Annotated in this window: 21 protein-coding genes and 1 riboswitch; of the genes, 12 read left to right on the top strand and 9 right to left on the bottom strand. The window is 71.3% G+C overall.

The window, feature by feature from the left end; translation table 11 throughout:
* Positions 1–182 precede the first annotated feature (182 nt).
* The 5 genes from RBJ65_RS10885 to RBJ65_RS10865 all read left to right on the top strand — a co-directional run bounded on the left by RBJ65_RS10885 (position 183) and on the right by RBJ65_RS10865 (position 4,784).
* Complete coding sequence (locus RBJ65_RS10885) at positions 183–689, top strand: DUF1453 domain-containing protein (protein ID WP_306318094.1); 507 nt, start codon at positions 183–185, stop codon at positions 687–689.
* The gene (locus RBJ65_RS10880; protein WP_372341230.1) at positions 686–1,843 is read left to right on the top strand and encodes a sensor histidine kinase; all 1,158 of its coding nucleotides are present in this window, start codon (positions 686–688) and stop codon (positions 1,841–1,843) included. The genes RBJ65_RS10885 and RBJ65_RS10880 overlap by 4 nt, the downstream gene beginning before the upstream one ends.
* On the top strand, positions 1,840–2,547 hold the full coding sequence (locus RBJ65_RS10875; protein ID WP_306318095.1) for a response regulator transcription factor: 708 nt from the start codon (positions 1,840–1,842) through the stop codon (positions 2,545–2,547). Before RBJ65_RS10880 ends, RBJ65_RS10875 begins: the two co-directional genes overlap by 4 nt.
* 93 nt (positions 2,548–2,640) lie before the next feature.
* Positions 2,641–3,186, top strand: a complete 546-nt coding sequence (locus RBJ65_RS10870; RefSeq protein ID WP_306318096.1) for a DUF485 domain-containing protein — start codon at positions 2,641–2,643, stop codon at positions 3,184–3,186.
* The gene (locus RBJ65_RS10865) at positions 3,183–4,784 is read left to right on the top strand and encodes a cation acetate symporter (RefSeq protein ID WP_306318097.1); all 1,602 of its coding nucleotides are present in this window, start codon (positions 3,183–3,185) and stop codon (positions 4,782–4,784) included. Before RBJ65_RS10870 ends, RBJ65_RS10865 begins: the two co-directional genes overlap by 4 nt.
* A 62-nt stretch (positions 4,785–4,846) precedes the next feature.
* Here RBJ65_RS10865 and RBJ65_RS10860 read toward each other — a convergent pair whose 3' ends face one another.
* The 4 genes from RBJ65_RS10860 to RBJ65_RS10845 all read right to left on the bottom strand — a co-directional run bounded on the left by RBJ65_RS10860 (position 4,847) and on the right by RBJ65_RS10845 (position 9,531).
* Entirely contained in the window at positions 4,847–5,533 is a 687-nt protein-coding gene (locus tag RBJ65_RS10860; RefSeq protein WP_306318098.1) for a response regulator, read from the bottom strand.
* On the bottom strand, positions 5,530–7,191 hold the full coding sequence (locus RBJ65_RS10855) for a sensor histidine kinase (protein ID WP_306318099.1): 1,662 nt from the start codon (positions 7,189–7,191) through the stop codon (positions 5,530–5,532). Before RBJ65_RS10855 ends, RBJ65_RS10860 begins: the two co-directional genes overlap by 4 nt.
* Positions 7,192–7,277: 86 nt before the next feature.
* Entirely contained in the window at positions 7,278–8,234 is a 957-nt protein-coding gene (locus RBJ65_RS10850; RefSeq protein ID WP_306318100.1) for a sucrase ferredoxin, read from the bottom strand.
* Between the two features lie 28 nt (positions 8,235–8,262).
* Positions 8,263–9,531 (bottom strand): citrate synthase, encoded by a 1,269-nt coding sequence (locus RBJ65_RS10845; RefSeq protein ID WP_306318101.1) that lies wholly within the window; start codon positions 9,529–9,531, stop codon positions 8,263–8,265.
* Positions 9,532–9,628: 97 nt separating this feature from the next.
* On the opposite strand from RBJ65_RS10845, the gene RBJ65_RS10840 reads away from it, so the two are divergent.
* On the top strand, positions 9,629–10,813 hold the full coding sequence (locus RBJ65_RS10840) for a citrate synthase/methylcitrate synthase (RefSeq protein WP_306318102.1): 1,185 nt from the start codon (positions 9,629–9,631) through the stop codon (positions 10,811–10,813).
* Between the two features lie 76 nt (positions 10,814–10,889).
* Here RBJ65_RS10840 and RBJ65_RS10835 read toward each other — a convergent pair whose 3' ends face one another.
* The 3 genes from RBJ65_RS10835 to RBJ65_RS10825 form a co-directional block, all read right to left on the bottom strand.
* Positions 10,890–11,126 carry a hypothetical protein gene (locus RBJ65_RS10835; protein ID WP_306318103.1) on the bottom strand — a complete coding sequence of 79 codons (237 nt, stop codon included), beginning with the start codon at positions 11,124–11,126 and terminating at the stop codon, positions 10,890–10,892.
* A 155-nt stretch (positions 11,127–11,281) separates the two neighbouring features.
* Complete coding sequence (locus RBJ65_RS10830; RefSeq protein ID WP_306318104.1) at positions 11,282–11,476, bottom strand: hypothetical protein; 195 nt, start codon at positions 11,474–11,476, stop codon at positions 11,282–11,284.
* Between the two features lie 235 nt (positions 11,477–11,711).
* Positions 11,712–12,242, bottom strand: a complete 531-nt coding sequence (locus RBJ65_RS10825; protein WP_306318105.1) for a DUF6082 family protein — start codon at positions 12,240–12,242, stop codon at positions 11,712–11,714.
* A gap of 339 nt (positions 12,243–12,581) precedes the next feature.
* Between RBJ65_RS10825 and RBJ65_RS10820 the strand changes: the two genes are divergently transcribed.
* The gene (locus RBJ65_RS10820; RefSeq protein ID WP_306318106.1) at positions 12,582–13,688 is read left to right on the top strand and encodes a GTP-binding protein; all 1,107 of its coding nucleotides are present in this window, start codon (positions 12,582–12,584) and stop codon (positions 13,686–13,688) included.
* Here the strand turns inward: RBJ65_RS10820 and RBJ65_RS10815 are convergent.
* On the bottom strand, positions 13,685–16,141 hold the full coding sequence (locus RBJ65_RS10815) for a DNA topoisomerase (ATP-hydrolyzing) subunit A (RefSeq protein WP_306318107.1): 2,457 nt from the start codon (positions 16,139–16,141) through the stop codon (positions 13,685–13,687). The genes RBJ65_RS10820 and RBJ65_RS10815 overlap by 4 nt on opposite strands.
* A 294-nt stretch (positions 16,142–16,435) precedes the next feature.
* On the opposite strand from RBJ65_RS10815, the gene RBJ65_RS10810 reads away from it, so the two are divergent.
* From RBJ65_RS10810 to RBJ65_RS10795, 4 genes are all read left to right on the top strand, one after another.
* On the top strand, positions 16,436–17,785 hold the full coding sequence (locus RBJ65_RS10810) for a pitrilysin family protein (protein ID WP_306318327.1): 1,350 nt from the start codon (positions 16,436–16,438) through the stop codon (positions 17,783–17,785).
* A gap of 17 nt (positions 17,786–17,802) precedes the next feature.
* Positions 17,803–19,170: a pitrilysin family protein gene (locus tag RBJ65_RS10805; protein WP_306318328.1), complete on the top strand. Its 1,368-nt coding sequence runs from the start codon at positions 17,803–17,805 to the stop codon at positions 19,168–19,170.
* Positions 19,171–19,413: 243 nt separating this feature from the next.
* A riboswitch (cyclic di-AMP (ydaO/yuaA leader) is annotated at positions 19,414–19,577 on the top strand.
* 12 nt (positions 19,578–19,589) lie between these two features.
* Positions 19,590–20,390: a M23 family metallopeptidase gene (locus RBJ65_RS10800; protein ID WP_306318108.1), complete on the top strand. Its 801-nt coding sequence runs from the start codon at positions 19,590–19,592 to the stop codon at positions 20,388–20,390.
* A 234-nt stretch (positions 20,391–20,624) separates the two neighbouring features.
* Positions 20,625–21,311, top strand: a complete 687-nt coding sequence (locus RBJ65_RS10795; protein WP_306318109.1) for a GntR family transcriptional regulator — start codon at positions 20,625–20,627, stop codon at positions 21,309–21,311.
* Positions 21,312–21,539: 228 nt separating this feature from the next.
* Here the strand turns inward: RBJ65_RS10795 and RBJ65_RS10790 are convergent, their stop codons facing one another.
* Positions 21,540–21,821: an HPr family phosphocarrier protein gene (locus RBJ65_RS10790; protein WP_018535977.1), complete on the bottom strand. Its 282-nt coding sequence runs from the start codon at positions 21,819–21,821 to the stop codon at positions 21,540–21,542.
* Between the two features lie 188 nt (positions 21,822–22,009).
* Between RBJ65_RS10790 and RBJ65_RS10785 the strand changes: the two genes are divergently transcribed.
* Complete coding sequence (locus RBJ65_RS10785; protein ID WP_306318110.1) at positions 22,010–24,850, top strand: bifunctional GNAT family N-acetyltransferase/acetate--CoA ligase family protein; 2,841 nt, start codon at positions 22,010–22,012, stop codon at positions 24,848–24,850.
* Positions 24,851–24,883: the final 33 nt, after the last annotated feature.

The following is a 24,883-nucleotide window of genomic DNA, read 5'->3' as shown; positions in this document are numbered from 1 at the left end:
CCCGCACTCGTGACTCTGTCTTCGCGGTCCTGGCTTCTCGGCGCACGTCATGCGGCTCCACCCACGGGTGGAGCCGCATGATCCACCCGCGATCCACCCCGGCTCCGATTTCCTGACCTGCTGCTTTCCGTAGCGTCGAGGGCGTTGAAACACCTCGCTCCCGACCGCTCACGGAGGCAGTCATGTCCGGGTTCCCCACCGTCCTGGTGATCGTCGCCGTCGTCGCGCTCGTCCTCGTGCGCCAGTTCAGGACGGAGCGCCTGGCCGGCGACCGGAAGTGGTGGCTGCTGCCCGCGATCCTCGCGGTCCTCGCCGTGCGGGACGGCGCGGTGACGGACCCGCACCACGTGACGGGGTCGGTGGTGCTGCTCGCCGTCCAGCTGGTGGTGAGCGCTGGCATAGGCGTCGGGTGGGCGTTCACGACACGCGTCTGGACGGATGAGCGGGGCGACGCGTGGACCAAGGGCACCGTCGCGACGGCCGGGGCCTGGCTCGGTGGGGTCGCGGCCCGCGCGTGCGTGGTCGGTATCGGCCTGGCGATGGGTATCCACCTCGGCAGTTCCAGCCTCATGCTCGGCTTCGCCGTCTCGCTGCTGGTCCGCTCCGGCCTGCTGATGCTGCGGGCCGACCGTGAGCGCTCGGCGTACGTTGGTCCCATCGCGCAGCCGGCGTGGGAGGACCGCAGGTGAACCGCGGACACTGGATGGCCTGGCCCTCACGGGAGGCGCTCTCCCGCGAGGGAGTCACCCGTGCCCGACGGATGCTCGCCCGCGCCGTGCGGGTGGTCGTGATCGCGGTCCTGGTGTGGACCGCCGTCACACAGCGTGATGTCGGGCACTGGGCGCTGATCCTCGCCCCTGTGCTGCTGGTCGCGTGCGCGGCGGCTGCCTGGGCCTTCTTCCGCACCACGCTCGACCACCGGCTGTGGCCCTCTCTCGGGCTGCTGGCGTTTCTGGTCGCGGTGGCGGTGCTGGCCCAGTGGGCGGGATTCATCGGGCCGGCCATCGTGCTGTGGTGCGGCTGCGCGGTCTCCGCCCTCGAGCGACTGCCGCTGGCCGCCTCGGTGCCCGCCACCGCCGTGGCGCTCACCGGGTTCGCGGTGGTCAACGACGACGCCTGGCTGACCACCGCGGTCGTCGCCATCGGCCTGAGCCTTTCCGGGTACGTGCTGCGGCTGGACGCCGAGGCGCGGGGCAGCGCGCAGCGGGCCCTGGCGCAGGAGCGTGCCGCGCGTGCCGCCGAGGCCGAGTCGGCGGCGCTCGCCGAGCGCTCGCGGATCGCCCGCGAGATCCACGACGTCCTCGCGCACAGCCTCTCCGCCCAGCTCGTGCACCTGGAGGCCGCCCGGCTCCTCATCGAGCGCGGGGCGGACCGGGAGCAGATCCTGGAGCGCGTCGTGGCGGCCCGCGGCATGGCAAGGGACGGACTCGACGAGACCCGGCAGGCATTGTCGGCGCTGCGGGGCGAGATGACGCCGCTGGAGGACTTTCTGCGGGAGCTGGTCGCGTCCTCGGACGGAGCCACGCTCACGGTGGGAGGCGAGCGCCGGCCGCTGCCCGCCGAGGCGTCCCAGACCGTGCGCAGAGTCGCGCAGGAGGCGCTGACGAACGTACGCAAGCACGCTCCGGGGGCGAAGGCGGATCTGCGGCTCGAGTACGGTCCGAGCGAAGTGGCCCTGGAAATACGCGATTCGGGTGCGGCCAGGGCGCATGACGAGCTCACTGTCAGTGGCTCCGGTTACGGTCTGTTGGGGATGAAGGAGCGCGCCGAGCTGCTGGGCGGCACGTTCGAGGCGGGGCCGTGCGAGGAGGGTTTCGTGGTCAGGTTGAAGGTTCCGGTATGAGCGGGGTCGAGGCGGGGGCGAGCGCGGGGAGGCCACCGGCCCGCGTGGTGGTGGTCGACGACCAGACGGTGGTGCGCGAAGGCATCGTGATGCTGCTCGGGCTGCTGCCCGGGATCGAGGTCGTCGGCTCCGGGGGAGACGGTGACGAGGCGGTCGCACTCGTGGCCGAACTGGCCCCGGACGTCGTCCTGATGGATCTGCGGATGCCGCGTTGCGACGGTGCGGAGGCGACCAGACGGATTCGGCAGGAGTACCCCGGCACCCAGGTCGTCGTCCTGACCACGTACGCCGACGACGACTCGCTCTTTCCGGCCCTCAAGGCGGGAGCGCGCGGCTATCTCACGAAGGACGCGGGAGGGGAGGAGATCGTCCGGGCGGTGGAGGATGTGCTGTCCGGTGACGCGGGACTCTCGCCGAAGATCCAGCGGCGGCTGCTGGAGAGACTCTCGCAGCCCGAGGCCACCGTGCCGGAGCCCCAGGAGCCGCCGGACGGACTCACGGTGCGGGAGGCCGAGGTCCTGGTGCTGATCGCGGACGGCCTGACGAACCAGGAGATCGCCCGGTCCCTGCACGTCTCCACGGCCACGGTGAAGACCCATATCAACAACCTGTTCGCGAAGGCCGGGCTCAAGGACCGCGCCCAGGCGGTCCGTTACGCGTACCGGCACGGGCTCGCGAAGCCGCCGGGGACGGCCATCACCTAATGGGGTGAAGGGTCTGCGAGGAGAGTCCGGGATCTTCCCGGTCTGTCCATCCTTGGCACGCGGCCGAAGTGGGCCGCGGACAAGGAGAGTTCGGTGGACAAGCACGACGGGCGCGCGACCGCGCGGCCCAGGGCCGGTGCCGCGGCGGGCACCGGCGACCCTTGGTACGACCCGCTGGACTCGGCGTGGGGCGAGCGGCGAGCGCCTGACGGGCGGACGCGGACGTCCGCCGCGCCGGCCCGCGCCGTGGCCGCCGAGCGGAGCACCGCGGGGGTCTATCTGGAGGTGCAGCGCAGCGCGGCGTTCCAGGAAGTGCGCGGGCGCTACCGGCGGTTCGTCGTCCCGGCTGCTGTGATCTTCTTCGTCTGGTACGTCGCGTACGTCGTCACCGCCACAACGGCGCCCGGCCTGATGGCCGAACCGGTCGCGGGCGCCGTGAACGTGGCGATGCTGGCGGGGCTCGGGCAGTTCGCCAGTACGTTCCTGCTGACCTGGCTGTACGTACGCCATGCGAGGCTGCGCCGCGACCGGGCGGCGCTCGAACTGCGGTGGGACACGCAGGAGATGACGCGCGGTATCGGCGAGCAGGCACGCACGAGCGGAAACGGTGCTGCACGCGGCGAGGGCGGCCAGCGGTGACGGGGACGCATCAGACCCTGGCCCTGGTCCTGTTCAGCGTGTTCGTGGCGGTGACGCTCGCCATCACGACCTGGGCGAGCCGCAAGCGGCACGGTTCGGCGGAGGAGTTCTACGCGGGCGGCCGACTGTTCTCGCCCATGGAGAACGGATTCGCCATCGCGGGCGACTACATGTCGGCCGCGTCCTTCCTCGGCATCTCCGGCCTCATCGCACTGTTCGGCTACGACGGGCTGCTGTACTCGGTCGGCTTCCTCGTGGCCTGGCTCGTCGTGCTCTTCCTCGTCGCCGAACTGGTGCGCAACTGCGGCCGGTTCACGCTCGCCGACGTCGTCGCGGCCCGGATGCGGGAGCGGCCCGTGCGGATCGCCGCGGGAACTTCCTCGGTGACCGTGTCCGTTCTCTATCTGGTGGCGCAGATGGTGGGCGCGGGAAGCCTGGTCGCGCTGCTGCTGGGGGAGGCGAGTGGCGCCGCGCAGGCATGGACCGTCGTCGGCGTGGGCGCGCTCATGGTCATCTATGTGTCGTTGGGAGGGATGCGGGCCACCACGTGGATCCAGATCGTGAAGGCCGTCCTGCTCATGGGCGGGGCGATCGCCCTGACGGTGCTCGTCCTGGCGCGCTTCCACGGCGACTTCGACCAGCTGCTGCGCACCGCCGCCGCACGCAGCGGGCACGGCTCGGACTTCCTCGTGCCCGGTCTGAAGTACGGCGGAAGCTGGACCGCGCGATTCGACTTCATCAGCCTGGGCCTCGCGCTCGTGCTCGGCACGGCGGGCCTTCCGCACATCCTGTCGCGCTTCTACACCGTGCCGACCGCACGGGCCGCGCGCCGCTCGGTCGTGTGGTCCATCGGGCTCATCGGCAGCTTCTACCTGATGACGATCGTGCTCGGGTTCGGTGCCGCGGCCGTCGTGGGGTCCGATGCCGTACGGGGGTCGAACGCCGCGGGGAACACGGCGGTTCCGCTGCTCGCCCTCGACCTGGGCGGCGGCGCGGACTCCACGGGCGGGACGGCGCTGTTCGCGATCGTCGCCGCGGTCGCCTTCGCCACGATCCTCGCCGTCGTCGCCGGGATCACGCTGGCGTCCTCGGCGTCCGTGGCGCACGACCTGTACGCCTCGCTCCGCAGGGGCGGCCGGGGCGGCGGATCGAAGTACAGCGAGGTCGCGGTGGCGCGGGTCGCCGCGGCCGGTGTCGGCGCGCTCGCGATCGGTCTTGGGCTGCTCGCGCGGGATCTGAACGTGGCGTTCCTGGTCGGTCTCGCGTTCGCCGTCGCCGCGTCGGCCAATCTGCCGGTGCTGCTCTACTCGCTGTTCTGGCGCGGCTTCACGACGCGGGGCGCCGTGTGGTCGGTGTACGGCGGTCTGGTGCCCGCGCTGGTGCTCGTGGTGCTGTCGCCGGTGGTCTCCGGGAGCCCCGCCTCGCTGTTCCCCGGAGTGGACTTCCAGTTCTTCCCGCTGGAGAACCCCGGTCTCGTCTCGATTCCGCTCGGCTTCCTCGCGGGCTGGCTGGGCACCGTGACGTCCCCGGAGGAGCCGGACGAGGCCAAGCACGCGGAGACCGAGGTAAGGGCGCTCACCGGCGCCGGGGCGGTCTGACGCGGCCCTTTCGGGGCGCGGGCGGCCCCTCCCGGGCCATGGGCAGCCCCTCCCGGGCATCGTCAGAGGCTGGCCGCCCACTCGTAGCGGTGCTCGGGCCGCCCGGTGTCGCCGTACTTCAGGCTGAGCCGCACCCGCCCGGTCCGCTCCAGGAGCTTCAGATAGCGCTGGGCGGTCTGCCGGCTCAGCCCGGTGACGTCGGCCAACTCCTGCGCCGAGAGCGGGCCTTCGGCGGTCATCATCGCCCTGCGTACCAGGTCGGCGGTGGTGGGGGAGTGTCCCTTGGGCAGCTCAGGCGCGGGCCCGGAGGAGAGCGCGCCGAAGATCCGGTCGACCTCCGCCTGCTCCGCCTCGCCACCGCCGTCCAGGGTGCGCCGCAGCGTCGCGTACGCCTCCAACTTGCCCCGCAGGCCCGCGAACGAGAACGGCTTGACCAGGTACTGCAGCGCCCCATGGCGCATCGCGGCCTGTACGGTCCCCACGTCCCGCGCCGCGGTCACCATGATCACGTCGATCTGGTGGCCGCGTTCGCGCACCGTCCGGGCGAGTGCGAGGCCCGTCCGGTCCGGCAGATAGTGGTCGAGCAGCACCAGGTCGACATGGCGATCCTCGATCCGGTCGAGCGCCTCCGCCGCGCTGTGCGCGGTGGCCGCGACGCGGAAGCCGGGAACCTTCGCCACATAGGCGGCGTTGACGTCGGCCACGCGGGTGTCGTCGTCCACGACCAGTACGTCGATTACGTCGATCATCGGGCCTCCCCGGTCGCTTCCGGCACTTCTTCGGCTTCCGGCACCTCGTCGGTGAGGGCCTCGGGCAGTACGACGACGAACTCGGCGCCGCCGATGGGCGATTGCGCCACCTCGGCCGCGCCGCCCTGCCGCTCGGCGAACCTGCGCACCAGGGCGAGCCCGATGCCGCGCTTGCCGTGGGCAGGCGGTTCCTTGGTGGACCAGCCTTCCACGAAGACCGTTTCCCGCTGGTCGGCGGGGACGCCAGGACCCGAATCACGTACCCGTAGGACCGCGCTACGGCCCTCCGCCCGCAAAACCACCTCCACGCGCGCGTGCCGGTCCGAACCGGTGGTCGCGTCCAGGGCGTTGTCCACCAGGTTGCCGACGATCGTGACGAGACCGCGCGGATCGACGAGCCGGTCCGGCAGCCAGGTGTCACCGGAGATGCCGAACGCGACACCGCGCTCCGCGGCGACCGTCGCCTTGCCCACCAACAGGGCGGACAGCAGCGGGTCCTGGATCCGCTCGGTGATCTGCTCCGCGGTCACCCGACGCGACCCGGCCACCTCGCCGACGAACTCCACGGCCTCCTCGTACATCTCCAGCTCCAGCAGCCCCAGCAACGTATGCATGCGGTTGGCGTGTTCGTGGTCCTGCGCGCGCAGGGCGTCGATCAGGCCGCGCGTGGAGTCGAGTTCGCGGCCGAGCTGCTCCAGTTCGGTGCGGTCGCGCAGAGTGGCGACCGCGCCGCCGTCGTCGGTGGGCATCCGGTTGGCGACCAGGACGCGCTGCCCGCGGACGGTCAGCAGGTCGGTCCCGGTCACGTGCCCCGCGAGCACATCCGTTGTGCGGCCCGTGCCGAGCGCCTCGTCCAGTGGCTGTCCGATGGCCTTCGCGTCGACGCCGAGCAACCGCTGCGCCTCGTCGTTGAGCAGCCGGATCCGCCCGCCGCGGTCCAGCGCGACGACGCCCTCGCGGATGCCGTGCAGCATGGCCTCGCGCTCGGCCAGGAGCGCCGAGATATCGGAGAAGGCCAGGTCACGGGTCTGCCGCTGGACTCGGCGCGAGATCAGATAGGCGGCGAGCGCCCCGACGGCCAGGGCCCCTCCGGCGTACGCGAACAGTCCGGGGATGGCGTGGACGAGGCGCGCGCGGACGCTGTCGTACTCGATGCCGACCGAGACGGCCCCCACGATGGCCCCGTCCGAGGCCCTGAGCGGCACTTTGCCGCGCGCGGAGCGGCCGAGGGTCCCCTCGTCGATCTCCATGACCGCGTGGCCCGCCAGCGCCGCGCTGGGGTCCGTCGACACGACGTGCCCGATCCGGCCGCGGTCGGTGTGCGACCAGCGCACGCCTTCCCTGTTCATGATCACGACGTACTCGGCGCCACTCGCCCGCCGGATCCGCTCAGCCGCGGCCTGCACGGGACCGTCCGGGCTGGGACGGGAGGACCGCAGCTCGGCGGCGATCCGGGGCTCCGCGGCCGTGGTCTGGGCGATGGCCAGGGCCCGGCGCATCGCCTGGTCGTCGAGCTGGTCGCTGAGCGGCGCCAGGAAGAGCCCGGTGGCCAGCACCGCCACTCCCGCGGCGATCGCCACCTGCATCAGCAGCACCTGGGCGAACACCCTTTTGGGCAGGCCGAAGCGGAGTCGGCGGGCAGGGGGAGTCGAGCTCATGGCTCAGCACCGTACGGGCCCGTCGGCCCAGGTCGAAGGCCTTGTGGCGCGGATCTCCCCGGCCGCTTCGACGGGGCCGCGCGGCCTCAGCCGTGAGCGGCGGAAACCTCACGCACAGCGACGACGTCCATGCGGGCCGGCGAGCCAAGGGCGGCGTCACAGCTCTCCGGACGGGGTGGGAGCGAGGACCCTTGGGCGACGGTGACCGTCCAGCGACGGCCGTCCACGTGGGCGACCGTCACCTCCCAGTGCGGGGCATCGGGGGAGCCGGTGGAATTCGGGGCACCGAAGGAGTCCGTCGACTTCGTGTGTACGACGCTCAGGACGCCGGCGGCGTACGCCCCGGTCGCCCGGCGCACGGCCAGTTCGGCAGCCTGCCCAGGGCGGTCCCAGGCGGAGTTGCCGCGGCACCCGTACGTCACGATCCGGTCGGAGCGCACCGCCTCCAGGATCTCCTTGACGTCGGCGGCCGAGGACCTTCCGTAGGCGTAGCCATGGGGCAGCACAAGGAGGGTGGGGGAGAAGCGGTGGCCCCCGAGGTGGGTGACCTCCCAGACGCCTTCCGCTTCGGAGGCGGCGAGTTCGGAGGCGAGGGGCCGGCCCAGGAGCGCGCAGCACCGGTCGCGCTTCCCGTTGGTGCACACGAACGCGAGTGGCGTGCCTTCGTAGGGCTCGCCGAAGTCGCCGTGCCGACCCGCTCCCAAGGAGACGAAGTCGAGGCGCAGAAGCTCTTCAGGGGCGTCGACCGTCGTGCTGCGCAGCCACGCGTTTCCCGGAGTCGTGTGGGCCGCGTACACCCGTCGGCGTTGCGCGGCATGGCGGTCCGCGTGCCGCCCCGGACGACGGATGAGCGCGACGCGGACCCCCGTCCCGTCGGCCGCCGCCTCCAGGGCGCGTCCCACTTCCGGGTCGAGGTGGCTGGAGACCAGGGCCTTCGCGCCCCACGGCCCCGGCTGCTCGATCAGCAGCCAGGTGCGGGCGGTGGCCGCGGTCCCGGCGAGGGGCTCCTGAAGATCCCGCGAGGCGGTCGTGCACGTACTCACGCGGGTGACCCTAACCCGGCCGCCCCGGTCACTCCGCCGCGGACACCGGTGGCAGGGGCTGCGGCGGACGCAGCCCTACGTAGTGTCCTGTTGGCCGCATACGGAGCGGGCGTTCGTCGTACTCCTCCAGGGCGTGCGCGATCCAGCCCGCCGTGCGAGCGACGGCGAAGATCGTCTCGCCCGCCTCCGCAGCCATCCCGAACGAGGCGGTGAACGCGGCCAGGGCCAGGTCCACATTGGCGTGCAGGTCGGTGTGGCGGGCGGTGGTCGCCACGATGTCACGGGCGGCCAGCAGCGCCGGTTCCGCCTCCGGCAGGTCCTCCAGGGCCGTGAACAGCGCCTGCGCGCGCGGGTCTTCACGCGGGTAGAGGCGGTGGCCGAGGCCGGGAACGCGGCGGCCCGCGCGCAGCTCATCGGCGACCACGGCTCCCGCGCTGCCCCGGTCCAGGACCTCCAGGAGCATCCGGTGGGCCAGACCGCTCGCCGCCCCGTGCAACGGCCCCTCCAGGACGCCAAGGCCCGCCGAGACGGCGGCGTACGCGTGCGCCCGCGCGGACGCGGCGACCCGCACCGCGAGCGTCGAGGCCGCCAGATCGTGGTCGACGAGCAGGCCAAGTGCCAGGTCCAGGACGCGCAGTGACGCCTCGTCGGGCTTCTTGTAGGTGAGCCGCCCCCACAGCCGCTGCGCGATCGGCGCGCCGTCCGCATAGGTCGTCCGTACGAGAGGCAGGGCCGCCGCGAGCGTCGGGATGAGGGACCGGGCGGTGCCCAGTACGGAGTCCTCGGACAGGTCGTAGCGCAACGGGTCCGCGGTCGCCGCGGCGACGGCCGCCACCCGCAACCGGTCGATGGGGCTGCTGAGTTCGGGCAGGGCGGCCACGGCCTCGCGGGCGGCGCCGAGCGACTCCTTGGGCGCGGTGAACCGGACGCCGGGGCGCAGCCGGCCGGTCCACAGCCACTCCGCGACTTCCTCGTACGAGTGGCGGTTCGCGAGCTCCACCGCGTCGACCCCCCGGAAGAAGTACCGGTCGTCCTCGATGAGGGTGATCCGTGTGCGTACCGAGAGCTCGCCCGTGCCCGAACCGGTCGTGGGCTCCCGCCTGTTGCGGCGGGCGAGGGCCTCGACCTCGGCGGCGTCGAAGGTGCTGCCACGCCTACTCTCCGCGCGCCTGCTGGTGAGCTGTCCGCGGCTCACGTACGCGTACACCGTCTCGGGCTTCACGCCGAGGAGTTCGGCGGTCTCCTTGGTCGTCAGGCGGCGGGCCTGCTGCGCGGGCGCGGGTTCTTGATCCCTCATGCGCGTCACCGTATCCGGATGGAAGTGCATTGACTCAATCAATATTGACAGCAGATGAGTCAAGCATGGACAGTCAAATCAAGTCCAGGGAGGAAACATGTCGATCAATGGGACCGCGTCCACCCCCGTCGCCGACGTGCCGCGAGGGCTCGCGGGCGTCGTCGTCACCGACACCGAACTCGGGGACGTCAGGGGGCGCGAGGGCTTCTACCACTACCGCCAGTACTCCGCCGTCGAACTCGCGGGTGCCCGCGGCTTCGAGGACGTGTGGCACCTGATGGTGCACGGTGAACTGCCCGACGCGGAGCGGTCGGCCGCCTTCGCGCGGGAGGCGGCGGGGCTGCGCGGGCTGCCCGCGGACGTGCGGGACGCGCTGCCGGCGATCGCGCGGGCCGGTGCGGTCTCCGGGCCGCTCGCCGGGCTGCGTACGGCGCTCTCGCTGTTCGGTGCCGCCCGCGGTTTCCGGCCGGTGTACGACATCGACCCGGACCGGCGTCGCGCGGACGCCGTCGCGGCCACGGCGGTGGTCCCCACGATGCTCACCGCGCTGCACCGGCTCGGCGAGGGGCTCGACCCCGTGGAACCGCGCGAGGACCTCTCGTACGCGGCCAACTACCTGTACATGTTGACCGGTTCGGAACCGGACCCCGCGCATGCGCGGGCCATCGAGCAATACCTGATCTCAACCATTGATCATGGATTCAATGCGTCAACGTTCACGGGGCGCGTCATCGCGTCGACCGGGGCCGATGTCGCGGCCTCCCTGGTCGGTGCGGTCGGGGCGCTGTCCGGGCCGCTGCACGGAGGGGCGCCCAGCCGGGCACTCGACACCCTGGACGCGATCGGCACCCCGGACCGCATCGACCCCTGGATCCGTGAACGGGTGCTCGCGGGCGAGCGGATCATGGGCTTCGGTCACCCCGTCTACCGCACCGAGGACCCGCGCTCGCGCATGCTGCGCGGCATCGCGCAGCAGTTCGGCGGCCCGCTCGTGGACTTCGCGGTCGAGGTCGAGCGCCGGGTTGAGGCGATCCTCGCGGAGCTCAAGCCGGGCCGTGAACTGCACACGAACGTGGAGTTCTACGCGGGCGTGGTCATGGAGCTGTGCGGACTGCCGCGCACCATGTTCACGCCGACGTTCGCGGCGGCCCGAGTCGTCGGCTGGAGCGCCAACATCCTGGAACAGGCCGAGGACTCGAAGATCATTCGCCCGGCGGCGCGGTATGTGGGGGTGGAGCCGCCGGTGGCGGTGCCGCCCGCGCCGGTGCCGCGCGTGTCGTGACGGGGTACGGCCGAGGCCCGGCAGGTGATCCTGCCGGGCCTCGAAAGGGTGTGGGGGCGGAAGCCGCCACTGGCTCTCAGCTGTCCGGGATGTCCCCCTTGGCGCGCACCAGCGTCTCCCGGTTCACAATGACGATGCGCTCGTAGTCGGCGACCCCGGCGTCTGAGGGGAGTTCGTCCTTCAGGTCCGCGGTGGCCTCCGTGCCGATCACGGCGAAGTTCCCATCGCTGAGTTCGAAGACATCGGGGCAGGTGGCGCCGGAGGCGCTGCCGCGGGCGCTCGGGGGTACTCCGATGCGGCGTACGATCTTCAAGGGAACCGGTTCCTTCGCGGCGTGGTGATGTTACGCCGCAACATTAGTGCGCCGAATGGGGTCCGGGGGCACCGATTCGCCTTCTACTGAGGCCAGTTGTGGGCCAACTTCACTACGACGGGTGTACGGTTCGCTGCGGCTGACTGCCGTCGGGCTTACAGCCACTCGAGCGCGCCGGCCACCATGAGCGTGAGCGTCATGGTCACCACGAACGCTCCGCCGCCGTACTGAAACGCCGAAATGAGATCGTGCTCGGAGGCGTACTGGAGGATTCCGGCGACTCCTCCCGCGATGATCGAGATCAGGGCGCAAATGAGCGTGATCAGCAGCCGCTTCGGGTTGGGGGTCATCGGTCTGCCCCCCTCTCCGGCGCCCGGCGGGGTGGCAGCGGGACGCTGCCGCGGGCGCTCGGGGGTACTCCGGTGCGGCGTGCGATCTTCAAGGGACCGGTTCCTTCTCAGCGGGCGACGTGGCGCCGTCACAGTAATGCGCCAATCGGGGCGTGAGGGTACCGATTACCCTGTTGTCAGCGGGAGTTGGTGCGCAACTTCATCGCTACGGGGGAACCGCCGCACCGCATGCGCGTCAGTCCGACGGCGGCTCGCCGACCACCCACCACTCCTCCGTGTCGGAGGCGGCCTGTATCTCGTTGAAGAGCTCTTCGGCCATCCGACCGATCTCCGCCTCGGTGGACGTCGGGTCCAGGGCTGCCCGGTGGGGGCGGGTGATTTCCCAGTACTCGCAGATGTAGGGGCTCTGGAAGAGCTCTCGCAGGTGTCCGAAGACACCTTTCCGGTCCAGCAGGCCGGATTCGTAGAGGTGGAAGGCGTTGATGTACCAGAGGTTGGCGTACAGCATCTGGCGGCGCTTCGCCGGAGACAGATCCACGTCGAACGTATCGATCACGGCCGCGAGGTCGGGGTCGTCGATGGCCTTGCTCAGCAGCTCCCAGTGCATGCGCTGTTGATGGGCGCGGGCCAGGCGGCGGCGCTCCTCCGAGACCCGCTTCGGCCCTGGGCCGAAGCGGTGCCACAGATGCGTCGCGGTGCTGCCCGCGAGTCCGCCTACGGTGGCGGCGACTACCGTCTGGCAAATCCCTTTACTCTGTGTGGCCATGTCAACCCCCGATTCAGGCGACCGTGCGCCGGTCGTCGGGTGCGGGGCGACAGGTGTGGACCGGCGGCGGTGGGCGGCGCGCTTGCCACCCCCCAGGATGCCGAGCGGCTCTGATCGGCGGGAGGCGGAGAGGAGGCGCACGGAAACATGCTCAGTTCGCGAAAACCGGCGCCATGTCCAACGTGTGCCCATCGGGCACCGTTAGCAATCGTTCACTTCGCGGCCTTTCCGCCCGCTCGTATCCTGGGGCGGCATTCATTCTTCGTACGAGAGCCGGTTCCTGGGCCGGCGCACGCCGCGGCGTGTGACCCGGTGTGTTTCGGTGTGAGAGAGGTCGCGTTGAGCAAGGCCAGCCCGCAGCAGATCCCCGTCGTCGTCCTCGCGGGCTTCCTTGGGTCGGGGAAGACCACGCTGCTCAACCACCTGTTGCACCGCAGCGGGGGGACGCGGATCGGGGCGATCGTCAACGACTTCGGGTCGATCGAGATCGACGCCATGGCGGTCGCCGGGCAACTGGGCGACTCGACCGTCTCGCTGGGCAACGGGTGCCTGTGCTGTGCCGTGGATGCCAGTGAACTTGACGTGTATCTGGACAAGTTGACCCGGCCCGTCAATGACGTCCATGCCATTGACGTCATCGTGATCGAGGCGAGCGGCATCGCGGAGCCTCAAGAGCTCGTGCGCATGGTGCTCGCCAGTGAGAACCCGCGGATCGTGTACGGAGGGCTGGTCGAGGTCGTCGACTCCGCCGAGTTCGACGCCACGCGCGCGAAGCACCCCGAGGTGGAGCGGCACTTGGGCATCGCGGACCTGGTCGTGGTGAACAAGGGCGACCGCGTGGGGCCGGCCGAGCGTGAGCGCGTCCTGGGCGTCGTACGGGCCGCGGCCGACCGGGCCGCCGTCGTGTCGGCGTCGTACGGGCGGATCGACCCGGAGCTGCTCTTCGACTGCCGCCCCACGGAGGAGCGGATCGGCCAGCTGTCCTTCGACGACCTGCACCGGCACGACGGCGATCATGACGACCACGCGGCACACGACGGGCATCTGCACGCCGCCTACGACAGCGTCGCGTTCACCTCCGACGTGCCCATGGACCCCCGCCGACTGATCGCCTTCCTCGACAGCCGGCCCGACGGGCTCTTCCGCATCAAGGGATACGTCGACTTCGGCGCGGACGACCCGGGCAACCGGTACGCCGTGCACGCCGTGGGCCGCTTCCTGCGCTTCTACCCGGAGCCGTGGCCGAGCGGCCAGGAGCGCCTCACGCAGCTCGTACTCATCGGATCCGACATCGGCGCCGCCGGCCTCGGCCGACAGCTCGACGCCGCCAAGAGCGACGCCCCCCACACCGCCGACGAGCAGGGCATGTGGGGCGTTCTCCGCTACGTACAGGACAAGGGCGAGGCCGCGGAGGTCGCGGACTACGTAGATCCCGTAGGGGCCTAGGCGGGGCCCGCCGTCGCCGACACCGTCTTCGGCAGGGAGACGCCCGAGCCGTCGCGGCGCGGGTCCATCTCGGGCAGTTCGGCCGGCGCACCGTTCTTCTGCGCCGCACGCGCGGGTGCCGGACCCGCCCAGCCCAGGCTCAGACAGTCCTCGCCCTTGAGGAAGCGCTGGCAGCGGACGCCGCCCGTGGCGCGCCCCTTCCTCGGGTACTGGTCGAACGGCGTGAGCTTGGCCGTCGTCTGCACGGAGTCGTCCAGCGTGCCGCGCGAACCGGCCACCGTGAAGACCACCGCGTCGACCGCCGGGTCGACCGCGGTGAAGGAGATGACCTTCGCGCCCGTCGCCAGCTTCACGCCCGCCATGCCGCCCGCTGCGCGGCCCTGCGGACGCACGATGGAGGCCTGGAAACGCAGCAGTTGGGCGTCGTCCGTGATGAAGACCAGGTCCTCCTCGCCGGTGCGCAGCTCGGCGGCGCCCACTACGCGGTCGCCGTCCTTGAGGGTGATGACCTCCAACTCCTCCTTGTTGGACGGATAGTCGGGCACCACGCGCTTCACGATGCCCTGTTCCGTGCCGACCGCCAGGCCGGGTGAGGACTCGTCGAGGGTCATGAGGCAGACGACCGTCTCGTCCGGCTCCAGGGAGGACAGGAACTCGGAGATCGGGGCTCCTCCGGAGAGGTTCGGCGTGGCCGCCGTCTCCGGGAGCTGCGGCAGATCGATCACGTTCAGGCGCAGCAGGCGGCCCTCGGACGTGACGACGCCGACCTCGCCGCGCGCCGTCGCGGGGACGGCGGAGACGATCACGTCGTGCTTCACGCGCTTGGTGCCTTCACCTTCGGTGAAGGGATCGCCGTTCGCCGTACGGGCGAGCAGCCCGGTCGAGGAGAGCAGCACGCGGCACGGGTCGTCGGCTACCTGGAGCGGGACGGCCGACACCGGGGCGCCCGCAGACTCCAGGAGCACCGTGCGCCGGTCCGTGCCGAACTTCTTCGCCACGGCGGCCAGCTCGGAGGAGACCAGCTTGCGCAGCTCGGCGTCCGACTCCAGGATCCCGGTCAGCTCGTCGATCTCGCCCATGAGCTTGTCGCGCTCCGCGTCCAGCTCGATGCGGTCGAACTTGGTGAGGCGGCGCAGCGGCGTGTCCAGGATGTACTGCGTCTGGATCTCGCTCAGCGAGAAGCGCTCGATGAGGCGCTCCTTGGCCTGCGCGCTGTTCTCGCTGGAGCGGATGATCCGGATGACCTCGTCGATGTCCACCAGGGCGACGAGGAGGCCCTCCACCAGGTGCAGCCGGTCCTGCTTCTTGCTGCGGCGGAACTCGCTGCGGCGACGCACCACGTCGAAGCGGTGGTCCAGGTAGACCTCGAGGAGTTCCTTGAGGCCGAGGGTGAGCGGCTGGCCGTCCACCAGGGCCACGTTGTTGATCCCGAAGGACTCCTCCATGGCCGTCAGCTTGTAGAGCTGCTCCAGGACGGCCTCCGGCACGAAGCCGTTCTTGATCTCGATGACGAGGCGCAGGCCGTGCTCGCGGTCCGTGAGGTCCTTGACGTCGGCGATGCCCTGGAGCTTCTTGGAACCGACCAGTTCCTTGATCTTCGTGATGACCTTCTCGGGGCCGACCGCGAAGGGCAGCTCGGTGACGACGAGGCCCTTGCGGCGCGCCGTCACGTTCTCCACGGAGACAGTCGAGCGGATCTTGAACGTGCCGCGGCCCGTCTCGTAGGCGTCCCTGATGCCGGACAGGCCGACGATCTTGCCGCCCGTCGGCAGGTCGGGACCCGGCACGTACTTCATGAGCGTGTCGAGGTCGGCGCCCGGGTGCCGGATCAAGTGCCGGGCGGCGGCGATCACTTCGCCCAGGTTGTGCGGCGCCATGTTGGTCGCCATGCCGACCGCGATGCCCGACGCGCCGTTCACCAGCAGGTTCGGGTACGCCGCCGGGAGAACCAGCGGTTCCTGCTCCTGGCCGTCGTAGTTCGCGACGAAGTCGACCGTGTTCTCTTCGATCGACTCGGTCATCAGGGACGCCGCGGCGTCCGGGCGGCACTCCGTGTACCGCATGGCGGCCGGGCGGTCGTCGTTGCCGAGGGAACCGAAGTTGCCGTGGCCGTCGACCAGCGGGACGCGCATCGAGAAGGGCTGGGCGAGGCGCACCAGGGCGTCGTAGATCGACGCGTCGCCATGGGGGTGCAACTTACCCATGACCTCGCCGACGACGCGGGCGCACTTCACGTAGCCGCGCTCGGGGCGCAGCCCCATCTCGTTCATCTGGTAGACGATGCGACGGTGCACGGGCTTCATCCCGTCGCGGGCGTCGGGCAGGGCGCGCGAGTAGATGACCGAGTACGCGTACTCCAGGTAGGAGCCCTGCATTTCGTCCACCACATCGATGTCGAGGATCTTCTCCTCGAAGTCGTCGGGCGGCGGCGTCTTCGTGCTGCGGCGGGCCATCGCTGCTGCGGCTCCTTCACCTACAAGAACGGGTACATGAACGGGAACTGTCGCGGACCATTGTGGACCGCCCCACTGACAACGCCGCTCGCGGCCCGTCAGTACCGGGTGTCGCGCGGCCCCGGGAAGGCGGCCCGCTCGCTCACGGCGTAGCCCCGGCGGGAACTTCGCCAGGTGCCAGCACGCTTGCATACAGTGTCAGGACTCGCAGCAGTTCAGTGTTCCAGGACCTGCCGCAGTCCAGAGCTCACCGCGTATTCGCGTTGCACCGCGATCGAAGGGACGTACATGCCCATGGGTCACACGGCCACCGCCGAGGCCGGCTCCGGCGGCCTGAAAGCGACCGAGCACCGGCTGGCCAACGGCCTGCGCGTGGTGCTCTCCGAGGATCACCTGACCCCGGTCGCGGCGGTCTGCCTCTGGTACGACGTCGGCTCGCGCCACGAGGTCAAGGGCCGTACGGGGCTGGCTCACCTTTTCGAGCACCTGATGTTCCAGGGTTCCAAGCAGGTGCACGGCAACGGGCACTTCGAGTTCGTCCAGGGCGCGGGCGGCTCGCTCAACGGTACGACGAGCTTCGAGCGCACCAACTACTTCGAGACCATGCCCGCCCACCAGCTGGAGCTCGCGCTGTGGCTGGAGGCCGACCGCATGGGCTCGCTCCTGACGGCCCTCGACGACGAGTCGATGGAGAACCAGCGGGACGTCGTGAAGAACGAGCGCCGCCAGCGCTACGACAACGTCCCCTACGGCACCGCGTTCGAGAAGCTGACCGCCCTCATGTACCCCGAGGGCCACCCGTACCACCACACGCCCATCGGCTCCATGGCCGACCTGGACGCGGCCACCCTCGAAGACGCGCGGAACTTCTTCCGCACCTACTACGCGCCCAACAACGCGGTCCTGTCGATCGTCGGGGACATCGACCCCGAGGAGACGCTCGCCTGGGTCGAGCGGTACTTCGGCTCCATCCCCGGCCACGACGGCAAGCCCGCCCCGCGCGACGGCGTTCTCCCGGGCAACCTCGGCGGGCAGCTGCGCGAGGTCGTCGAGGAGGAGGTCCCGGCGCGCGCCCTGATGTCGGCCTACCGCCTCCCGCAGGACGGCACGCGCGCGTGCGACGCCGCCGACCTCGCCCTGACCGTGCTCGGCGGCGGCGAGTCGTCCCGGCTCTACAACCGCCTCGTACGCCGTGACCGCACCGCCGTGGCGGCCGGTTTCGGTCTGCTGCGCCTCGCCGGAGCGCCCTCCCTGGGCTGGCTCGACGTGAAGACCTCCGGAGACGTCGAGGTCCCGGTCATCGAGGCCGCCGTCGACGAGGAGCTCGCCCGGTTCGCCGAGGAGGGCCCGAGCCCCGAGGAAATGGAGCGCGCCCAGGCCCAGTTGGAGCGCGAGTGGCTGGACCGCCTCGGCACGGTCGCGGGCCGCGCCGACGAGCTGTGCCGCTACGCCGTCCTGTTCGGCGACCCGCAGCTCGCCCTGACGGCCGTGGGGCGCGTCCTGGACGTGACCGCCGAGGAGGTCCAGGAGGTCGCCAAGGCGTGCCTGCGGCCCGACAACCGCGCGGTGCTCGTGTACGAGCCCACCGCGCCCGCCGACCCCGAAGACGAGAACGACGCGAGCCACGAGGAGGCGGGCCAGTGACCGAGCAGCTCGCGAGCATGGACTTCCACCCCCGGCCGCAGGCCGGCGAGCCCAAGCCCTGGGCGTTCCCGGCCCCGGAGCGCGGCGCGCTCCCCAACGGCCTGACGGTGCTGCGCTGCCACCGGCCCGGCCAGCAGGTCGTCGCCGTGGAGGTGCACCTGGACGCTCCGCTGGACGCCGAGCCCAAGGGCCTCGACGGCGTCGCCACGATCATGGCGCGCGCCTTCAACGAGGGCACCGACAAGCACTCCGCCGAGGAGTTCGCCGCCGAACTGGAGCGCTGCGGCGCCACCATGGACGCGCACGCCGACCACCCCGGCGTACGCGCCTCCCTCGAAGTGCCCGCCTCCCGCCTCGCCAAGGGCCTCGCCCTGCTGGCGGACGCCCTGCGCGCCCCCGCCTTCGACGACAGCGAGATCGAGCGCCTCGTACGCAACCGCCTGGACGAGATCCCGCACGAGAGCGCCAACCCGGCCCGGCGCGGCGCCAAGGAGCTCTCCAAGCAGCTCTTCCCGGCCGACGCGCGCGTGTCCCGCCCGCGCCAGGGCACCGAGGAGACCGTCGCGGCCATCGACGCCGCGGCCGTGCGCGCCTTCTACGACCGGCACGTCCGCCCCGCCACCGCCACGGCCGTCGTCGTCGGCGACCTGACGGGCATCGACCTGGACGCCCTCCTCGCCGACACGCTGGGCGCCTGGACCGGCGGCGCCGGCGAGCCGCGCCCCGTGCCGCCGGTGGTCGCCGACGACACCGGCCGTGTGGTCATCGTGGACCGCCCCGGCGCCGTGCAGACGCAGCTCCTCATCGGCCGCGTCGGACCCGACAAGCACGACCGGGTGTGGCCCGCGCAGATCCTCGGCACGTACTGCCTGGGCGGCACCCTCACGTCGCGCCTGGACCGCGTCCTGCGCGAGGAGAAGGGCTACACCTACGGTGTGCGCTCCTTCGCCCAGGTGCTGCGTTCGGCGCCCGACGGCAGCGGCGCCGCGATGCTCGCCATCAGCGGCTCCGTGGACACGCCCAACACCGGTCCGGCGCTCGACGACCTCTGGAAGGTGCTCCGTACGCTGGCGGCCGAGGGCCTCACGGACGCCGAACGGGACACCGCCGTACAGAACTTGGTGGGCGTCGCCCCGCTGAAGTTCGAGACCGCCGCGGCCGTCGCGAGCACCCTCGCCGACCAGGTCGAGCAGCACCTGCCGGACGACTTCCAGGCGCGGCTCTACCAGCAACTCGCCTCCACCGGAACGGTGGAGGCGACGGCCGCCGTCGTGAACGCGTTCCCGGCGGACCGTCTGGTGACGATCCTGGTGGGCGACGCCGCGCAGATCGAGGAGCCGGTCAAGGCGCTCGGCATCGGCGAAGTCACGGTGGTCGCGGGCTGAGGCCGCCTCTACGTAGCACGCCACGAAGCCCCGGAGCCGACCCCTGGCATCCGGGGCTTCGTGGCGTGCGTCACGACCGTCAACGATCACGACAGAGTCGTAAATGTCCGAATTAGCATAGAGGTTGCCTCTCTGGGCTGTGGCGTGCGCTACAAACGGCGAGTTCTGTTTGTTGATTCAAAGACGGCCCGCTTAGCGTTCCCCCCGGCTGTTCGGCCAGACGTACGTCGCGCCCGCGACACCGGACAGTCATCGCCGAGTCCCCATGGTGTGAGCCAGGGGAGCCGGGGACCCACCGAAGTCCCTGGGGTGAATCGGGCGCTCTTCCCGTAAGGGGAGGGGGCCTGTAGGAGACCTTCCTGCTCCGAACCCGTCAGCTAACCCGGTAGGCGAGAAGGAAGGAAAGGACCAGCCACTTCATGGGGTTCACCCGTGCCACCGGGAAGCACCGCCGTCCCGGCCGACTGACGCGTACCACCGCACAGGTCGCCGGCGTCGCCGCGATCACCACGACGGGTGTGGTGGGTGGCCTCGCCGCTCCCGCGCTCGCCGCCGACACCTCGATGGCCGAACACGACGGCCTCACGCAGGCCGTGGCCATCGGCGACTCGCTCGCCGACCAGATCGACGCGCAGGCCTCCGCGCAGCAGAAGGCCGCCGCCAAGGCGAAGGCCGAGGCCGAGGCCAAGAAGAAGGCCGAGGAGGCCAAGCGCAAGGCCGAGGCCGAGGCCAAGAAGCGGGCCGCCGAGAAGGCCAAGAAGGAGCGCGAGGCCAAGGAGCGCGCCGCCCGTGAGGCCGAGCGCAAGCGCCTGAACAGCTTCGTGGCGCCGATCTCCGGCTCGTACGTCTCCACCGGCTACCAGGCCGGCAGCGGCCTGTGGTCCTCCGGCAGCCACACCGGCATCGACTTCCACGCCTCCACCGGCACCTCGGTGCACTCGGTCGGCATGGGCACCGTCGTCGAGGCCGGCTGGGGCGGCTCGTACGGCAACAACGTCGTGATCAAGATGAAGGACGGTACGTACACCCAGTACGGCCACATGTCGTCGATCAGCGTCTCCGTCGGCCAGGACGTCACGCCCGGCCAGCAGCTCGGCCTCTCCGGCGCGACCGGCAACGTCACGGGCCCGCACCTCCACTTCGAGGCCAGGACCGGCCCGGACTACGGCTCGGACATCGACCCCGTCGCGTACCTGCGCCAGCACGGCGTGAACGTCTGACCCACCCGGTCGACCCACCCGGCACACGCAGTGAAAGCCCCGGCTCACCGAGCCGGGGCTTTCGCGTGCGCGGGTCCGCGGTGTCCAAAAAATATCCCCGGATTCAGTTCTCTCGTCGGAAATTCGAGGGCGGTGGAATAGAGTCACTGAGCAAGCCCTCCGGCCGCGTGTCATTCGCGCTTGCAGGGGAGTCAATCGACCGCGTTTCGCGGGGATTAAGGCGGAGGTCGGCTCATGCGCATTCCCGCACACTCGGTATGCACGGCGATCCGCGACGACATCGTCGCGGGGGTCTACGGACGTGGCGGCAGGCTCACCGAGGAGCTGCTCGCGCGCCGCTACGGGGTCTCGCGCGTCCCCGTCCGCGAGGCGCTGCGCACCCTGGAGGCGGAGGGTTTCGTCGTCACGCGCAGGCACGCGGGCGCGTGCGTCGCCGAACCCACCGAGCAGGAGGCCGCCGACCTCCTGGAGATCCGCATGCTGCTCGAACCCATGGGCGCCGCCCGCGCCGCGCAGCGCCGCACCGAGGCCCACCTCAAGGTCCTGCGCGGCCTGGTCAGGCTCGGCCAGGAGCGCTCCAGGCGAGGTCAGAGCGAGGATCTGCGCTCCCTGGGCAGCTGGTTCCACGAGACGCTCGCGCAGGCCTCCGGCAGCCCTGGCCTGATCACCCTGCTCACCCAGCTCCGGCACAAGATTGCCTGGATGTACGCCGTGGAGAGCCCCGCCCAGCCGGCCGAGTCCTGGGCCGAGCACGGCGCCATCGTCGATGCCGTGGCGCGCGGCGACGCGGAGCGGGCCCGCGCCCTGGCGACCCTGCACACGGAGCGCGCGACGGCCGCCCACAAGCTGCGCGTGCCCCGCGCGGGCGAGCGTGTGAGGACTTCGCAACATTCAGTCAACACGGTGGGGCACCAGGTTTAACAGCGAGGCCGTATACAAAGAAGTGCGCTATTCGTCGAATGGGTCGCGGATCGATTTCCGCTGCCCAATTCACTCCGAATTGAAGGCGCCTTGCAAGGGTGCGCGGAAATTCCGTCCCGCGCAAACGAAAAAGCCGTGCGCCCCGAAAAGGGAACGCACGGCTTCAACGCACGGCTTCAACGTACGGCTTCCACGCACGGCTTCGCCGTACTGCGGTACGTCTGTGTGTCAGACGGTCTCCGGAAGCTCCTCGAGCCCCTCGGCGACCAGCTTCGCCAGGCGGTCGAGCGCGGCGTCCGCGCCCTCGGCCTCGGAGGCCAGCACGATCTCCTCGCCGCCCTGGGCGCCGAGCCCGAGCACGGCCAGCATGGAGGCGGCGTTGACGGGGTTGCCGTCCGCCTTCGCGATCGTCACGGGAACGCCGGCCGCCGTGGCCGCGCGGACGAAGATGGAAGCGGGGCGGGCGTGGAGGCCCTCGGCCCAGCCGACGTTGACGCGGCGCTCAGCCATGTGATGCTGCCCTTCAGGTGTCTCACGGTTGTCTAGACCAGTGTTCCATACCGGGAGGCGTGCGTGACGCGGACCCAGGTCCTCACCGGCACGGCCCTTCGGTCCTCCATAGCGTGCCCTCCGTACGCACGGGCCGCGACCTGTACGACGGAGCACCGTCTGTCAGTGCCCGGCCCTACGCTTGCGACATGGAGACTCCGCCGGACCGCCATGCCTACCCCGCCCACTGGGAGGCCGACGTGGTGCTGCGCGACGGCGGCACCGCGCGGATCAGGCCGATCACGACCGCGGACGCCGAGCACCTGACCAGTTTCTACGAGCAGGTCTCGGACGAGTCGAAGTACTACCGCTTCTTCGCGCCCTACCCCCGGCTCTCCGCCAAGGACGTGCACCGCTTCACCCATCACGACTACGTGGACCGGGTCGGCCTCGCGGTGACCGTGGGCGGCGAGTTCATCGCGACGGTGCGCTACGACCGGATCAACGCCCACGACATGCCCGCCAAGGCGCCCGCCGACGAGGCGGAGGTCGCCTTCCTCGTGCAGGACGCCCACCAGGGCCGCGGCGTCGCCTCCGCCCTGTTGGAGCACATCGCGGCCGTCGCGCGCGAGCGCGGCATCCGCCGGTTCGCCGCCGAGGTGCTGCCCGCCAACACCAAGATGATCAAGGTGTTCCGGGACGCCGGATACACGCAGAAGCGCAGCTTCGAGGACGGCGTGGTCCGTCTGGAGTTCGACATCGAGCCCACTGAGGCCTCGCTCGCGGTGCAGCACGCGCGCGAGCAGCGCGCCGAGGCCCGCTCAGTGCAGCGCCTGCTCGCCCCCGGCTCCGTCGCCGTGATCGGTGTGGGGCGCGCGGCCGGAGGAGTGGGCCGCAGCGTGCTCGACAACCTGAAGGACGCGGGGTTCACCGGCCGCCTGTACGCCGTGAACCAGGCCTTCGGGGACGACGTCACCGAGATCGACGGCGTGCCCGCCCACCGCTCCGTACGCGACATCGACCCGGCCGACCACGTCGACCTGGCCGTTGTCGCCGTGCCCGCCCCGGACGTCCCCGAGGTCGTCGCCGAGTGCGGCGAGCGCGGCGTACAGGGCCTCGTCGTGCTCTCCGCCGGCTACGCGGAGAGCGGGGACGAGGGCCGCGAGCGCCAGCGCGCCCTGGTCCGCCAGGCCCGCACCTACGGGATGCGCATCGTCGGGCCGAACGCCTTCGGGATCGTCAACACGTCACCGGAGGTGCGGCTCAACGCCTCGCTCGCCCCCGAGATGCCGCGCCCCGGCCGCATCGGCCTGTTCGCCCAGTCCGGCGCCATCGGCATCGCCCTCCTGTCCCGGCTGCACCGCAGGGGCGGGGGAGTCACCGGCGCCAGCGGGGTCTCCACGTTCGTCTCCGCGGGCAACCGCGCGGACGTCTCCGGGAACGACGTCCTTCAGTACTGGTACGACGACGCGGACACCGACGTCGCCCTCATGTACCTCGAATCGATCGGCAACCCCCGCAAGTTCACCCGCCTCGCCCGCCGCACCGCCGCCGCCAAGCCCCTGGTGGTCGTGCAGGGCGCCCGGCACAGCGGCATCGCACCCACCGGGCACGCGGTGCGGGCCACCCGCCTCCCGTACGCCACCGTCTCCGCGCTGCTGCGCCAGGCCGGCGTCATCCGGGTCGACACGATCACCGAACTCGTGGACACCGGCCTCCTGTTGGCCCGCCAGCCGCTGCCCGCCGGGCCGCGCGTCGCCATCCTGGGAAACTCGGAGTCGCTCGGCCTCCTTACGTACGACGTGTGCCTCTCCGAAGGGCTGCGCCCCAAGACGCCCCTGGACCTGACGACCGCCGCCTCCGCCGCCGACTTCCGGGCCGCGCTCGAACAGGCCCTGGCCGACGACGGGACGGACGCCGTCGTGGTCACCGCGATCCCCGCCGTGGGGGAGGGCCCCTCGGAGGACGCGGAACTCGCGGCCGCCCTGAGCGCGGCCGCCGCCACCGGACCCACCAAGCCGGTGCTCGTCGTCCACGTCGAACTCGGCGGCCTCGCCGAAGCGCTCTCCGCCGCGGCCAGCACGGGACCGAACGCGCCGGACACCCCGACGCAGCGCACCGCCCCCGAACCCCACTCCGAAGGCGCGCCCCCAGCCGCGGACACGGCCACCACCCCGCGCCTCATCCCCGCCTACCCGGCCGCCGAGCGCGCCGTCCACGCCCTCTCCCAAGTGGCCAAGTACGCCCAGTGGCGGCGCGACGCGGCAGAGCCCGGCAAGGTCCCCGAATACGACGCCATCGACGAACAGGCGGCCGCCGGGCTCATCACGGAACTGCTCGCCAAGGACAGCGATCCGCACGGCACCGACCTCGCCCCGGAGGACGCCCGCGCGCTGCTGTCCCACTACGGCATCGACGTCCGCCGCACCCTCCCCGCGCCAGGACCGGACGAGGCCGCCGAGGCCGCGCGCACCCTCGGCTACCCCGTGGCCCTGAAGACGACGGCCCCGCACCTGCGGCACCGCCCCGACCTCGGCGGCGTACGCCTGGACATCTCCAGCGAGGAAGAGCTGCGGCGCGCCTACGAAGACCTGACCCGGCGGCTCGGCCGCCCCGCCGAACTGCGGCCGGTCGTGCAGTCGATGGCGCCGCGTGGGGTCGACACCGTCGTACGCGCCGTCATAGACCCGGCCGCGGGCGCCGTGCTCTCCTTCGGGCTCGCCGGAGCCGCGTCCGAACTGCTCGGCGACACCGCGCACCGGCTGATCCCGGTGACCGACAAGGACGCGCAGGCGGTCGTGCGGTCGATCAAGACGTCCCCGATCCTGTTCGGCTGGCGCGGCGCGGCCCCGGTGGACACACCCGCGCTCGAAGAGCTGCTGCAGCGGGTGTCGCGCCTGGTCGACGACCACCCCGAGGTCGTCGGCGTCGCCCTCGAACCGGTCGTCGTCGCCGAGCGCGGACTGACCGTCCTCGGCGTCTCCGTCCGGCTCGCGCCGCCACCCGCCCGCGACGATCTCGGCCCGCGCACACTGCCCGCCGCGTACTGAACGAGGTACGGAACGACCTCGTACGAACCCCTC

It is taken from the genome of Streptomyces sp. KL109B, assembly GCF_030766935.1.
Taxonomy (GTDB): domain Bacteria; phylum Actinomycetota; class Actinomycetes; order Streptomycetales; family Streptomycetaceae; genus Streptomyces.
Note: the sequence above shows the minus strand (reverse complement) of the source record. Positions and strands in the feature narration are given on the sequence as shown.

Bases quoted from the DNA above. Each gene is read 5' to 3' on its own strand.
- RBJ65_RS10885 (WP_306318094.1), top strand. From the start codon at position 183: ATGTCCGGGTTCCCCACCGTCCTGGTGATCGTCGCCGTCGTCGCGCTC.
- RBJ65_RS10795 (WP_306318109.1), top strand. From the start codon at position 20,625: ATGCGCATTCCCGCACACTCGGTATGCACGGCGATCCGCGACGACATC.
- RBJ65_RS10860 (WP_306318098.1), bottom strand. From the start codon at position 5,533: ATGATCGACGTAATCGACGTACTGGTCGTGGACGACGACACCCGCGTG.
- RBJ65_RS10800 (WP_306318108.1), top strand. From the start codon at position 19,590: ATGGGGTTCACCCGTGCCACCGGGAAGCACCGCCGTCCCGGCCGACTG.
- RBJ65_RS10855 (WP_306318099.1), bottom strand. From the start codon at position 7,191: ATGAGCTCGACTCCCCCTGCCCGCCGACTCCGCTTCGGCCTGCCCAAA.
- RBJ65_RS10825 (WP_306318105.1), bottom strand. From the start codon at position 12,242: ATGGCCACACAGAGTAAAGGGATTTGCCAGACGGTAGTCGCCGCCACC.
- RBJ65_RS10805 (WP_306318328.1), top strand. From the start codon at position 17,803: ATGGACTTCCACCCCCGGCCGCAGGCCGGCGAGCCCAAGCCCTGGGCG.
- RBJ65_RS10845 (WP_306318101.1), bottom strand. From the start codon at position 9,531: ATGAGGGATCAAGAACCCGCGCCCGCGCAGCAGGCCCGCCGCCTGACG.
- RBJ65_RS10815 (WP_306318107.1), bottom strand. From the start codon at position 16,141: ATGGCCCGCCGCAGCACGAAGACGCCGCCGCCCGACGACTTCGAGGAG.
- RBJ65_RS10875 (WP_306318095.1), top strand. From the start codon at position 1,840: ATGAGCGGGGTCGAGGCGGGGGCGAGCGCGGGGAGGCCACCGGCCCGC.
- RBJ65_RS10840 (WP_306318102.1), top strand. From the start codon at position 9,629: ATGTCGATCAATGGGACCGCGTCCACCCCCGTCGCCGACGTGCCGCGA.
- RBJ65_RS10830 (WP_306318104.1), bottom strand. From the start codon at position 11,476: ATGACCCCCAACCCGAAGCGGCTGCTGATCACGCTCATTTGCGCCCTG.
- RBJ65_RS10790 (WP_018535977.1), bottom strand. From the start codon at position 21,821: ATGGCTGAGCGCCGCGTCAACGTCGGCTGGGCCGAGGGCCTCCACGCC.
- RBJ65_RS10810 (WP_306318327.1), top strand. From the start codon at position 16,436: ATGGGTCACACGGCCACCGCCGAGGCCGGCTCCGGCGGCCTGAAAGCG.
- RBJ65_RS10785 (WP_306318110.1), top strand. From the start codon at position 22,010: ATGGAGACTCCGCCGGACCGCCATGCCTACCCCGCCCACTGGGAGGCC.